The organism is Helcococcus bovis, assembly GCF_046035835.1.
GTDB lineage: Bacteria > Bacillota > Clostridia > Tissierellales > Peptoniphilaceae > Helcococcus > Helcococcus bovis.
This window is the reverse complement of the sequence record NZ_JBFNGB010000009.1, coordinates 59,273-71,690: the sequence shown is the minus strand read 5'-3', so window position 1 is coordinate 71,690 and position 12,418 is coordinate 59,273. Positions and strand designations below refer to the sequence as shown.

The following is a 12,418-nucleotide window of genomic DNA, read 5'->3' as shown; positions in this document are numbered from 1 at the left end:
TTTTTTTTATATTCAAAATAAAAATTTAAATGTTAATAAAATGTAATTAATTATATATTTTATTAAACACTTCATCTACAATTGTTCTATAAATTTCTTTTTTTGGTAAATTCTTAAATTTATCAATATGAATTATATCCTTAAAAATTATTTTTGGTCGTGTAAAAAATCCAATTTTACCAATTATTTCAACAGGTATTATATCTGCGTTTCCTCTTAGAGCAATCATTGCAATACCATTATTAAAATTTTCTCTTTTTATTTCTTGTTTAGTTTTTATTCTTGTTCCTTCTGGGAAAATTCCTAAAACATCTTCATTTTTCAATATTTCTATTGATTTTTTTACAGCATCAATATCATTATTTTTTCTGTCAACTGGAAAAGTACCTACAGTTTTTAAAAACCAACCTAAAGGTTTAAATTTAAATAATTCCTTCTTTGCAATAAATTTAATCTGTCTCTTAAATCCCATTATTAAAAAAAACGGATCAATTAAACTTTTATGATTAGCACATATTATAACTCTACCTGATGGTATATTTTCAGGCATATTTTCTATTTTATATAAAGTTAAAATTTTTAATACTGGTCTAACTATAACTTTTAAAACTTTATATAACATTATTTTTCTCCAAATATTTAATCATTAAATCAATTACTTCCTCTATACTTAAATTTGAACTATCTATTAAAATTGCATCTTCAGCTTTTACTAATGGTGTAATCTCCCTATGACTATCAAAATAATCACGTCTCTTAATATCTTCTAATATTTGTTCAAATGTTAAATCACTTGAAACTGCATCATCATTTAATCTTCTTCTTGCTCTTACTTCAGCATCAGCAGTTAAATAAAATTTAATTGAAGCATTTTTCAATACATGACTTCCAATATCTCTACCATCTAAGATAATATTATTTTGTTTAGCTATATTTCTTTGCATCTCAACTAAATTTTCTCTTATTTTCTTATAACTTGAAATTAAGGATACATTTTTAGTTACATCATCTGACCTAATTTCTTTAGTTATATCTTTACCATTTAAGAAAAAAATACCATTTTCGATAGTTAATTTTATTTTATCTATGTTTTTATTAATCATTTCTTCATCATTAATATCAATATTATTTGAAAGATAAAAATATGTACACGCCCTATACATAGCACCAGTATCTAAATAATGAAAATTAATTTTTTTTGCCAATAATTTTGATATACTGCTTTTCCCTGCACCAGCAGGTCCATCAATAGCAATTGATTTATACATAATTTCTCCTATAAATTTCTTAAATAATTTATTTCTTTAGTTGTTAAACTTCTATATTTACCTATTTCTAAATTTGATAATTTTACTTCCCCAATTGAAATTCGATTTAAATCCAAAACTTTATAGCCTAAAATAGCTAACATTCGTCTGATTTGTCTATTTTTACCTTCACTTATTTCTATTTGTATTGTTTTATCATCTAATATTTTAATTTTAGCAGGACTAGTTATATATCCTCCAATATCAATACCATTTTCTAAAATTTCTTTATGATTTTTAACAAAAAATTTATCAACTTTTACAATATATTTTTTAAAAACAATACTTCTTGGATGTATAACTTTGTTGTAAATATCACCATCATTAGTAATAATAATTAAGCCTCTACTATCCTTATCCAATCTCCCTATTGAAAATAATTTCGTTTTTATATCAATTAAATCAAAAATAATATGGTCATCAAATTTTTTAGAATTTGTTGATGCATAATCAACAGGTTTATTTAGTGCAAAATAGTACATTTCCTCAATAGGTTCAATAATTTTATTGTTATATTCAACTACATCTCCTTCATTAATTTGAAAAGATAAATCTGTAACTATATTTCCATTTACTTTAACTAATCCATCAATTATTAATTTTTCTGCATTTCTTCTTGAAGCAATACCAGATCTTGAAATATATTTATTAATTCTCATCATATTCATTTTCCAAAATAGTATTTACTTCGTCTAAATTTTCAATTTCAGGTAACTCACCAAGCGATGATAAATTAAATGATTTTAAAAACTCGACTGTAGTACCATATAAAACAGGTTTTCCAACAGCGTCAAGTCTTCCCACCTCTTCTATCAATCCTTTTGCCCTTAGTGTATCTATTGAGCTATAGCTTTTAACTCCTCTAATATTGTCAATTTCAACCCTTGTAACTGGTTGATTATACGCTATGATTGCTAAGACTTCCATAGTTGAATTAGTTATCTTTCTAGGAGAAGATTTAGTTAATTTTTTTAAATAAGAGTCATGCTCGATTCTTGTACTATATTGAAAATAATCATTGTAATTATTTAAGATTATTCCTCTTCTGTAATGTTCACATTCATCTTGAATTTCTTTTAATAAATCTCTTGTTGTTTTCTTATCTTGTTCAATAATTTTCATTATTTCATCAATATGAATCGGCTCTGCCCAAGCAAATAAAATTGCATCAATTATTGATTTTAATTCTCTTCTACTCATTATTCCTCTTTTTGTTTATCTTTGATTTCAACAGTTATTTCCATAGAAATATCATCTTGAATTATAATTAAATCGTTAGTTTTTGATAATTCTAAAATAGATAAGAAAATAATTATAGCTTCTGATTTTGATTCAACTTTTTTTAGCATATTTGAAATACTTAAAATTTTATCTTTTATTAATTGTAATTTTATATTTTCATTGTATTTTTCTAAAGAATATTCTTCAATATTTAATATACTATCTACCTTAAAATCATCTACTTGTAAAAAAAGATTAATAAGTTGATCTAATACATTTTTCAACTTATTAATGTCATAAATAATATTTTCAGTTTCGTTATTAAATCTAGAAAAATCATCTTGTAATTTATAATGCTTTCTCAATCCTTGATTTTCCAATTTTTCCAAAAAAGGAATTATGCTTTTTATTTTTTTATACTGAATAAGTCTTCTAACAAGTTCGTCTTGGGATATTAAATCTTCCTCTTCCTCTTCAGCTGTATCCTTTATCAAAGAACGTGTCTTTATATATAAAAGTTGTGTTGCGATTAATATAAAATCTGCCGTTTCATCAGCAGGAATATCAAGTTGTTTTAATGATTCGATATATTTATTTGTTATATCTGATATTTGTATTTCATATATATCATATTTTGATTTTTTAATTAAATCTAATAACAAATCAAAAGGACCATAAAATTCACCTGTTGAAACATTTATCATAATAACTCCATCATATCATTTGTAAAATATATATTGTTATAGTGTTAAAAAAATTTAATACTGGCTTTATTACAGGAATTATAATTTTATTTATAACTCCTAAATATAATAATACAATTAAAATAATATATGAGTATTTTTCATTTTTATATATAAAATACTCAAATGACTTAGGTAAAATACTTGCTAAAATTTTTGAACCGTCAAGTGGTGGAATTGGCAATAAATTAAAAATAGCAAAAACTACCGAATATACGGCAATATTATTGAATAAAATATATAAATAATAGTTAAACACTTGAAAATACAGTAAAGTATTATTTATTAAAATTGCAAAAAAACATGTCATTAAATTAACCATTATACCAGCAATTGAAACAGTAAATAGTCCTAATCTTTCATTTTTAAATTTATTTGAATTTATCGGAACTGGTTTCGCCCATCCAAATTTCAAAACAATTAAAAACAAGGTGCCCATTAAATCTAAATGTTTTAATGGATTAAAAGTAATTCTTCCTTCGTTTTTTGCTGTATCATCTCCATTCCATAAAGCAACTATTGCATGACCTAATTCGTGTGTGATAATTACAAATAATAAGGATATAGCTAAAATTATAAAATCTGAAAATTTATTATTCATTATAATCCAAACTCTCTTGCAGCATATAAAATACCTATAATAGATTTAGCATCTACAATTTCAAAATTTTCAACCATTTCAACAGCTTTCTTTAAAGGAACCTTAAATGGTTCTAAAAACTCTGTTTCATCTAAATCAAGCTTATCATAAACTAAATCTGTACCTAAAAAAATTGATATAATTTCATCTGTAAATCCAGGAGAAGCATATGCTTCAGCTATAAGTCTCATATTATTTGGTTTGTATCCAATTTCTTCTTGGGCTTCCCTTACTGCAGCATCTACAAGATTTTCATTAGCTTCAACAAGTCCTGCAGGTATTTCATATATTACTTTTTCTACAGGTTTTCTAAATTGTCTAATCAAATATATTTCTTGATTTTCATTAATAGCAACTATACCAACTCCTCTATCATGTTCAACAACTTCTCGTTTAGCATAACTTCTATTTTCTAATTCTACTGTATCAACTCTAACCTTTATAATTCTACCTTCATAAATTTTTTCAGATTTTATAGTTTCTTCTACATGTAAATTATCACTCATAAATTCTCCTTTAATAATTCTTTTGCAGCATCTATACTATTTTGTGTTATATCAATACCAGAAATTAGACGCGCTATTTCTTTTACCTTTCCATCATAATTTAACTTTTCAATACTTGTTATAGTAAAGTCGTTTTCAATATCTTTAGAAATTAAATAATGTGTATCTGATTTACTTGCTATCTGTGCTAAATGTGATATTACAATCAATTGACATACTTTCGATATTTTCTTCAATTTATTTCCAACTATATCAGCAGTTTTACCACTTATGCCAGTATCAATTTCATCAAATATTATTGTTGACAAATCTTCCTTATCAATTAACGCAGCTTTTAAGGCTAACATAAATCTAGATATTTCACCACCTGATGAAACACTGCTTAAACTCTTAAGTTCTTGCCCTTTATTAGTAGATATCATAAAATCAATGTCATCATGACCATTTTTACTAATTTTTTCTGATTTATTTAACTGTATTTTAAAATCAATATTTAACATATTCATTTCACTTAATTCATTTATTATTTTAAATTCTAATTCACTAATAATATGCTTTCTTTTAGAAGTTAATTCATTGGCTATTTTTTTATTTTCATTATTAATCTTAGAAATTTCATTTTCAAGTTCATTTCTTCGTTTTTCAATATTATTTAATATGTTAAATCTTGACTTTATACTTTCTAAAAATTCTAAAATTTCTTCTGGTGTCTTTCCATATTTTAATTTCAAAACGTGAAATGCAGAAAATATATCTTCAATAACTTGTATTCTTTCTTCGTCTATATCAAGAGTATATGAATAATTTTCAATATTTCTAGAAAAATCATATACTAACTCTTTAATATTAAGAATATCACTTGTTAAATCTTTAAGATCACTATCTAATCTCTCTAAATCTAATAATTTGTCATATAACATATTTATAATTTCTTTAACTGATAATGACTTATTACTTTGCGAGACAGCATCAATAATTGCATTTGTCCCATTTATAAGTTCAGTTTGATTTGTTAATTTCTTATATTCTTTATTTAATTTATCTTCATCATATTCATTAAAATTAAAAGATTCTATCTCATTAATCTGATATTTTAATAAATCCTTTTCTCTTTCCAACTCATCATCAGAAATTTCTAATTTGGAAATTTCATCATTTAATTTATTAAGTGTTTTTAGATTTTCTGACAAACTATTTTTAAGAATATCTGTCGTTTTATCAAATTTATCAATTAAAGAAATATAATTAGATTTATCTAAAACAACTAATTGTGAATGTTGTCCATGAATGTCAAATAGCAAATTTGCTATTTGACTCATGAACTTTACACTACATGCTCTATTATTTATTTTTGTAACAGAAGAATTTTGATCAAATATTCTTGTAAGAATGATATTTTCATCAACATCAATATTATTTTCTAACAAAAGATTATTTATACCATCATTACTTGTAAAAACAGCTTCAACAATTGTTTTTAAATCAAATTTTCCTATATAATCTTTGCTAAATCTTTCCCCTTTAATTAAAGATAAAGCCTTTAATAGTAAACTTTTCCCTGATCCTGTTTCTCCTGATAAGATATTTAACCCATTATCAAAATTAATATTAATTTGTTTTATAATCGCAAAATTTTTCACGTACAAATTTAATAACATAATTAGTTAATCATTTCCTTAATTTTTTCTACTATTTCTTCTGGATCATGTTCTTCATCAACTTCAACTATTATATTGTCATATCCAGCTAAAATTCCTGTAATTCCTTCAATTTTTCTATTTGTTAATGCTTGTCCAGCTACTGAAGCAGCATATGAAATTGTAGAAATAATAATTCTACCTCTATTAGCTTTTATACTTAAAATTGCTGACTTGAATATTTTATTATATCTTTCATTTAATGTGTCATGCATAGTATCTAAAACAGTGTATTTATAAATTCCACTTTCTGTTTGAACTTTAGTAATTCTAAGTTCTTTTATATCTCTTGAAATGGTTGCTTGTGTAGCAACAATTCCATTATCTTTTAATAACTTTGTTAACTCGTCTTGTGTTTCCACAACATTATCTTCAATCAAAGTTAAAATTATTCTTTGTCTATCATATTTACGCATTTTACCCCCTAATGCTTCCTATTAATTAATTTTTCAATTAAATTGACTAAAAAATCATTGTATTTATACTTAGATAAAATTTTTAATGCTTTTTTAGAATAATCTATCATATCATAATACGCCTTATCTTTTCCACTAAAACTTATATATGTCACTTTATTTATTTTTTCATCTTGCTCCATATCTAATAAGTCATCTTGAATTTGAAATGACATACCAATGTAAAATCCCAATAATTCTAACTCTTCAAGAGTATCATTATCAAGATTTGATATGTATCCTGGTATTTTTGTAGCTGCCATGATTAATTTACATGTCTTATTTTTGTACATTTCAATCAAATCATCTATATCATTTATTTTATCTTTTATATCTAATACTTGTCCATTTATCATCCCTAGATAACCGGCACATTCAGACAAATATTTAGCAGCATTTATATTATTTATAGAATTATTTTCAGATAAAATATTAAAAATATTTTCATACGCATAGTTTAATAATGAATCACCAGCCAATATTCCCATATCTTCACCAAATTTATAGTGAGTAGTCTCTCTTCCTCTCCTATAATTATCATTATCCATTGACGGTAAATCATCATGAATTAGTGAATAATTGTGAATCATTTCTAAAGATATCGCAAATCCTAAAACTTCATTATATTCTTTTTCAGAAAATAAATTATTTTTTAACATTTTAAATGTTTCGATCAATATAAGTGGTCTTATTCTTTTTCCACTTTCAATTGAATAATTAAGTATAAGCCCTAACTCATCATTTTCAAAATAATTTTTAATTTTATTTTCAAATTCTAATTTTTTTTCATCGTATAATTTAAACATTTTTTTCTCTTATATTTATTATTTTTTGTTTAGAGTCATTTAATATTTTTTCTAATTTAGAGAAAATTTCTGTACTTTCCTCATAAAGCTTAATAGATTCTTCTAAAGAAATCTCTTTATTATCCAATAAGATAGATATTTCTTCGTATCTCTTAAATAATTCTTCATAATTATTATTCATAAATCTTCTCCTCAACTTTAATTCTATAAGAAATATTATTATTGAAAATTATATATTCATTTCCAACCTTAATATTTTTAATATCAATATAGTTATGTTTTTTATCTCTAATGTAAATACTTTTACTGTTTAGAATTTTATTAAATAGATTATCTATTTTATTTTTTCTAGTATACAATTCTTTTTCAATATTATTTATCGTTTCATTAATTAAATAATTTATTTTATTTTTTTTGTTATTAAAATAATATTCTTTTTCAATAATATTATTTTTAGGATTATTTAATTCAATATTTGAATTCAATAACTTTAATGATTTATCATAATTATTTATAATATTATGAATTTTATGATCTATAAATTTATATATGTTTGTAATACTTTCTTTATATTTTATATTGTATTTAATAATATATTCTGCAGCTTTAGTAGGTGTAGATACATACTTGTCACCTACCAAATCTGCAATACTTAAATCAATATCATGTCCTATAGCAGTTATAATTGGAGTATTTAGCTTAAATATACTATCAGCTATTATTTCACTATTAAAAATAGATAAATCATCTTTTGATCCCCCACCTCTAGTAAGAACAATCAAATCAAGATTTAAATTATCCAAAATTTTCAATCCATCTACTATTTCAATTTCTGCTCTTTTTCCTTGAACTAAAGCATTATAATAAAAAACTTCACAATCATAATTATTATCATTTAACACCTTAAAAAAATCAAAATATGCTGCAGAATTTAGTCCAGTAATAAGACCAATTTTATATGGTATTTTGGGAATTAATTTTTTATTATCATCGTCAAAATAACCTTTTTTTAATAGTTTTTCTTTAAGTTTTTTTAAAAGTATACTATTTTCACCAATACCAAACTCATCAATTTCTTTTACGATGATTTGATATCTACTATCTCTGGTATATAAATTTAAGCTCCCTCTGATTTTAACTTTATCCCCTTCCTTAAAGTTAAAATCATTATCAAATTTAACACAAGAAATAGTATCATCATCCTCTTTTAATGAAAAATATGAATACATAGTAACTCTTAAATTTACTATTTCTCCTATTATTAATATATTGTTTAAAATAAAATCTTCTTTTATTATAGTTTTTAAATATTTACTTAACTGTTTAACTGTTATAGCATTTACTTTTTTCAAATTATATATCCTTTGCTACAGAAGAAAGTATCCCATTTATTAATTTATAAGAATCTGGATTAGCAAATTCTTTCGCACATTCAACAGCCTCATTAATTGAAACACTTGTTGGTACATGCTTTTGAATTACAAATTCATTTATAGAAACTCTTAAAATTGCCTTTTCAATAGGCAAGATATTATCAAATTTTCTATTTAATTGTAATTTTGATTTAATAATTTCATCAATTTCATCAATGTTATTTAATATTGATTTAAGAGATGAAACTATAAATTTCGATGCTTCTACTCCATTTTCATTAATATAAAAATTTAAATTATTCAAATCAATTTCATTAAATTCATTCTGAAAAATAATCTTTATAACCCATTTTCGTTCGTCGATTCTATTCATCTTAAACCCTTGATAAGTATTCACCTGTTCTGGTATCTATTTTTAATACTGTACCAATTTCGATAAATAGAGGAACGTTTAATGTATAACCTGTTTCAACTGTTGCAGGTTTTGTTGCTCCTTGAGCTGTATCTCCCTTAAATCCAGGCTCTGTATCTGTAACTTCTAATTCTACAAAGTTTGGTGCTTCTATAGAAAATGCTTTTCCGTTATAAAATTTAATTATTGCATTTGTATTTTCTTTTACAAATTGAGAAGCTTCTTCAAATATGTCAAAATCCATTGGAAGTTGTTCATATGTTTCTGGATCCATAAAGTAATATAGTGTACCATCATTGTATAGATATTGCATTTCCTTTGTTTCAATGATTACTTGATTAAACTTATCATTTGGATTTAATGTTACATCTTTTGAAGAACCATTCATAACGTTTCTTATTTTTGTTCTGATAAATGCTGGACCTTTACCTGGCTTAACATGTTGGAAATCTAGAACTTCATAAACACCATTATCATATTCTAGTGTCATTCCTTTTTTTATTTCATTTGCTCCTATCATATATTCCTCCATAAATTTATTACACTGTATTATATCATAAATATACTGAAAAATAAACAAAAGGTTAAAAAATCAAGCATATTTTTACATCTATAGACTTATTAATTAAAAAAAATCAAAAATATTACTATATAACTAATTTTTAAGATTTTTACACTTCTAATTTATTAAATAAAAAAACACTAAATAAACTTTTAACAACTCAAAATAGACTTGTAAAGTAATTTAGTGGTTAATTATTATATTTTATTTATCAAATCAAGCCAATTGGTACATTAGTTATTTATATGGTAACATTTTGATAGTAAGAAGTTGCCGTCTTTATGATTCAGCACCATGATTTTTTTGATTAATTTAATATCCCGCATAATTTAAATTAGCATATTTACTAGCTTTTTTAAATTTTAAAAAATTGACAAAAAAATTTTTTGTCTATTAACTAAATAGGCTATAGTGCTGTAATGATAAAGGATTTCTTTTATCCAAGTGTCTGTGTAGATTAACTAAATGGTGCTATAATGATAAAGAGTGCATTTTATGGCTTATTTCTAAAAACTAACAATAAAAAAGCAACTTATTTACAAATCTATTCAAGTTTTTATGATCCTAAACGTCGCTTACTGCTAAAAACTCTAAAAAAGAAAAATAAATTTCTAATGATTCTCATAAAAAGCTTATCGAATATTTCGCAATGAAAAGCTCTCGTTTACTCAAGACTCGTTTATCCATGTTCAAAATCAAAAATTTATTACGAAATAATATCTAAGCTTTTTGATGTATATGATTTTTCATTAAATTAGCTTTATTTCGGAGTTGAATATATAGGATCTGAAACAGAAAATATATAAATCTTGCTCGTAAAAATACATTACTAAAAAATTTCATCCCTATTTTTGAATGTGTTACGTATAAAATCTCTATTTTTAACATTTTCATCTGCTTTTATCAGCATATTTTACGGATGAAACGTTCAATTTCATTAATTTCATCTGCTTTTATCGAAGTAATTCACATTCCTACTTAAAATTTACGGACAAAAATGGCGAATAAAGGCTTTTTGTCTGCTATTTTCTTCAAATGATTCAAAATTTTACGGACAAAACATGGAAATTTTTGAAATCAGTCTGCTTTTAATTATAAAAAAAATGTAACAATATTAGTGTTAACATTTTATCACATTTCTGCCATAATTTTATAAACTAGGAATTACAAATTTATATCCAATAACAATATAATCATTCCAAAAAATCATATTGCTTATGCTTCCAGAGTTATCTAATATCAATTTCCTCTAATTTCTCTAATTTCAATTTATTCACCATCCCTTAAATATATTTTAATATTGCTACTAAATTTTTCATTTCTTTAGAAGCAATATAGCGATTCATAAACTTAAAATCTATATTCCCCAATTCATCCACCGGCATCATAAATTTTTGTCTTACCATACTATTACCATTAAAATTATACACATAACGATATTTTTCTTTCTGTTGCAATATCATTCTAATATCTAATTGTTCAGCTTCATCTTGTGTCTTTGACAGCATCTGATGCATGGCAGAAACAAGAAAACCATCAGTACCACAACAAGGGTCTATGTTCGTTTCAAAATGATACAATTTAATTCTTGACTTTTAGAAATGGCTATAATTCAACATTGCACACCCCTATCATTTAAGCGTTAAAAGGTATCTTAATAAGAAAAGAACCTGTGCCTTAAGCAGACACAGGTATATTTCCTTTCTATTTAATTAGTCGATTTACTATCTTTTGAATCTTATAATAGTCATATCCAGCATTCTTTAATTTCTTTTTTCTTTCCTCACCATTGCCCCACTTACCATTGATGACCTCTCTAGCTATTGTCTCATCGGGCTTTCTATTAACTATCTTTTTATTTAGGATTTCATTAACTTTATTTTGGACACTAACATAGTCATAACCTGCTTGAGTCAGTCTTCTTTTTCTTTCTTCACCATTTCCCCAACTTCCATTAATGACTTCTTTAGCTACTTGGTCGACAGATTTCTTGGTTGCAACTGGATATATTAGTTTTCCATTTTTATCAAACACAGAGTACCCCTTAAATCTATCTGCACAGGCTTTAGCATTGCTTAGATTTCTAAATGCACCTTTTTGACTTTTTACATCACTCCAGGATTTTCTAACTCTATATAAGTTATCAGTAGTAACCGTAGTATCCTCTACAGGATTTCTGTCCTTCTCTAATCTTTTATTAACCTCTTTTGCTATATAAGGGAATTTACTTCCAAGATATGGCCCTGGACAGTTGGTATTGGCATACCACTCGTGTTTTTGAAGTACTCCGTCTTTACCACCTGTATAAGTACAAGGATAAATGTCATTTCTCTTACAGATGTCATAGACCAAATCAATTAGTCTTTCTAGTACATAATCTGAAACAAGCCACTGTGGACCTCTGCTTGAGTTTCCTACCTCAATAGTCACAGCCCTGTTATCACACCAAGAAGAAGATGTAGTCCATGCTCTATTCTTTTCTTCTACACCTAAAACAATAACTCCATCAGAACCTAAGTTATAGTTAGCAGATGCCTCTCTTGATTTAGGCACAAATACATTTGCAAGATTTCTACCACTTATAACTCCAGCTGCATGATGAATTGCTATTTTTGTAATTTTCTGATTTCTTCTTCCACTGTGATTTGGTGAAAGAATGGTCAACGTTGCTAATTTACTATTACTCATATAATCCT

The 12,418-nt window shown here is 24.9% G+C and carries 16 protein-coding genes and 1 pseudogene; all 17 read right to left on the bottom strand.

Going from position 1 to position 12,418, the window contains the following annotated elements; translation table 11 throughout:
- Nucleotides 1-46 precede the first annotated feature (46 nt).
- Nucleotides 47-622, bottom strand: coding sequence for a lysophospholipid acyltransferase family protein (locus tag ABGF48_RS04375; protein ID WP_408105122.1), 576 nt, complete (start codon nt 620-622; stop codon nt 47-49).
- Nucleotides 612-1,268 carry a (d)CMP kinase gene (cmk, locus tag ABGF48_RS04370; protein ID WP_408105121.1) on the bottom strand — a complete coding sequence of 219 codons (657 nt, stop codon included), beginning with the start codon at nt 1,266-1,268 and terminating at the stop codon, nt 612-614. Before cmk ends, ABGF48_RS04375 begins: the two co-directional genes overlap by 11 nt.
- Before the next feature lie 8 nt (nt 1,269-1,276).
- Complete coding sequence (locus tag ABGF48_RS04365; RefSeq protein ID WP_408105120.1) at nt 1,277-1,966, bottom strand: pseudouridine synthase; 690 nt, start codon at nt 1,964-1,966, stop codon at nt 1,277-1,279.
- Complete coding sequence (gene scpB, locus ABGF48_RS04360; RefSeq protein ID WP_408105119.1) at nt 1,956-2,507, bottom strand: SMC-Scp complex subunit ScpB; 552 nt, start codon at nt 2,505-2,507, stop codon at nt 1,956-1,958. Before scpB ends, ABGF48_RS04365 begins: the two co-directional genes overlap by 11 nt.
- Complete coding sequence (locus tag ABGF48_RS04355; RefSeq protein ID WP_408105118.1) at nt 2,507-3,232, bottom strand: segregation and condensation protein A; 726 nt, start codon at nt 3,230-3,232, stop codon at nt 2,507-2,509. The genes scpB and ABGF48_RS04355 overlap by 1 nt, the downstream gene beginning before the upstream one ends.
- A 10-nt stretch (nt 3,233-3,242) precedes the next feature.
- The gene (locus ABGF48_RS04350; protein WP_408105117.1) at nt 3,243-3,872 is read right to left on the bottom strand and encodes a site-2 protease family protein; all 630 of its coding nucleotides are present in this window, start codon (nt 3,870-3,872) and stop codon (nt 3,243-3,245) included.
- A complete protein-coding gene (locus tag ABGF48_RS04345) occupies nt 3,872-4,417 on the bottom strand; it encodes an NUDIX hydrolase (protein ID WP_408105116.1) in 546 nt (181 codons plus the stop codon). The genes ABGF48_RS04350 and ABGF48_RS04345 overlap by 1 nt, the downstream gene beginning before the upstream one ends.
- Nucleotides 4,414-6,075 (bottom strand): DNA repair protein RecN, encoded by a 1,662-nt coding sequence (gene recN, locus ABGF48_RS04340; RefSeq protein ID WP_408105115.1) that lies wholly within the window; start codon nt 6,073-6,075, stop codon nt 4,414-4,416. The genes ABGF48_RS04345 and recN overlap by 4 nt, the downstream gene beginning before the upstream one ends.
- Nucleotides 6,076-6,077: 2 nt before the next feature.
- Nucleotides 6,078-6,530 carry an arginine repressor gene (locus ABGF48_RS04335; RefSeq protein WP_408105114.1) on the bottom strand — a complete coding sequence of 151 codons (453 nt, stop codon included), beginning with the start codon at nt 6,528-6,530 and terminating at the stop codon, nt 6,078-6,080.
- Nucleotides 6,531-6,538: 8 nt separating this feature from the next.
- On the bottom strand, nt 6,539-7,375 hold the full coding sequence (locus ABGF48_RS04330) for a polyprenyl synthetase family protein (protein ID WP_408105113.1): 837 nt from the start codon (nt 7,373-7,375) through the stop codon (nt 6,539-6,541).
- Nucleotides 7,368-7,556: an exodeoxyribonuclease VII small subunit gene (gene xseB / locus ABGF48_RS04325; protein WP_408105112.1), complete on the bottom strand. Its 189-nt coding sequence runs from the start codon at nt 7,554-7,556 to the stop codon at nt 7,368-7,370. Before xseB ends, ABGF48_RS04330 begins: the two co-directional genes overlap by 8 nt.
- The gene (xseA, locus tag ABGF48_RS04320) at nt 7,549-8,727 is read right to left on the bottom strand and encodes an exodeoxyribonuclease VII large subunit (protein ID WP_408105111.1); all 1,179 of its coding nucleotides are present in this window, start codon (nt 8,725-8,727) and stop codon (nt 7,549-7,551) included. Before xseA ends, xseB begins: the two co-directional genes overlap by 8 nt.
- Nucleotide 8,728: 1 nt before the next feature.
- A complete protein-coding gene (gene nusB / locus ABGF48_RS04315; RefSeq protein WP_408105110.1) occupies nt 8,729-9,121 on the bottom strand; it encodes a transcription antitermination factor NusB in 393 nt (130 codons plus the stop codon).
- A 1-nt stretch (nt 9,122) separates the two neighbouring features.
- On the bottom strand, nt 9,123-9,680 hold the full coding sequence (gene efp / locus ABGF48_RS04310; RefSeq protein ID WP_408105109.1) for an elongation factor P: 558 nt from the start codon (nt 9,678-9,680) through the stop codon (nt 9,123-9,125).
- 1,325 nt (nt 9,681-11,005) lie between these two features.
- Nucleotides 11,006-11,230 (bottom strand): hypothetical protein, encoded by a 225-nt coding sequence (locus ABGF48_RS04305; RefSeq protein ID WP_408105108.1) that lies wholly within the window; start codon nt 11,228-11,230, stop codon nt 11,006-11,008.
- A gap of 196 nt (nt 11,231-11,426) precedes the next feature.
- Nucleotides 11,427-11,546, bottom strand: coding sequence for a hypothetical protein (locus tag ABGF48_RS04300; RefSeq protein WP_408105126.1), 120 nt, complete (start codon nt 11,544-11,546; stop codon nt 11,427-11,429).
- A gap of 36 nt (nt 11,547-11,582) precedes the next feature.
- Nucleotides 11,583-12,410: pseudogene (locus tag ABGF48_RS04295) on the bottom strand (N-acetylmuramoyl-L-alanine amidase); the annotation flags it as partial.
- Between the last annotated feature and the right edge of the window lie 8 nt (nt 12,411-12,418).

Coding starts and splice junctions, on each gene's coding strand:
- ABGF48_RS04375 (WP_408105122.1), bottom strand. CDS start 622: ATGTTATATAAAGTTTTAAAAGTTATAGTTAGACCAGTATTAAAAATT.
- recN (WP_408105115.1), bottom strand. CDS start 6,075: ATGTTATTAAATTTGTACGTGAAAAATTTTGCGATTATAAAACAAATT.
- xseB (WP_408105112.1), bottom strand. CDS start 7,556: ATGAATAATAATTATGAAGAATTATTTAAGAGATACGAAGAAATATCT.
- ABGF48_RS04345 (WP_408105116.1), bottom strand. CDS start 4,417: ATGAGTGATAATTTACATGTAGAAGAAACTATAAAATCTGAAAAAATT.
- ABGF48_RS04350 (WP_408105117.1), bottom strand. CDS start 3,872: ATGAATAATAAATTTTCAGATTTTATAATTTTAGCTATATCCTTATTA.
- ABGF48_RS04365 (WP_408105120.1), bottom strand. CDS start 1,966: ATGAGAATTAATAAATATATTTCAAGATCTGGTATTGCTTCAAGAAGA.
- ABGF48_RS04305 (WP_408105108.1), bottom strand. CDS start 11,230: ATGCTGTCAAAGACACAAGATGAAGCTGAACAATTAGATATTAGAATG.
- cmk (WP_408105121.1), bottom strand. CDS start 1,268: ATGTATAAATCAATTGCTATTGATGGACCTGCTGGTGCAGGGAAAAGC.
- scpB (WP_408105119.1), bottom strand. CDS start 2,507: ATGAGTAGAAGAGAATTAAAATCAATAATTGATGCAATTTTATTTGCT.
- nusB (WP_408105110.1), bottom strand. CDS start 9,121: ATGAATAGAATCGACGAACGAAAATGGGTTATAAAGATTATTTTTCAG.
- ABGF48_RS04330 (WP_408105113.1), bottom strand. CDS start 7,375: ATGTTTAAATTATACGATGAAAAAAAATTAGAATTTGAAAATAAAATT.
- ABGF48_RS04355 (WP_408105118.1), bottom strand. CDS start 3,232: ATGATAAATGTTTCAACAGGTGAATTTTATGGTCCTTTTGATTTGTTA.
- efp (WP_408105109.1), bottom strand. CDS start 9,680: ATGATAGGAGCAAATGAAATAAAAAAAGGAATGACACTAGAATATGAT.
- ABGF48_RS04335 (WP_408105114.1), bottom strand. CDS start 6,530: ATGCGTAAATATGATAGACAAAGAATAATTTTAACTTTGATTGAAGAT.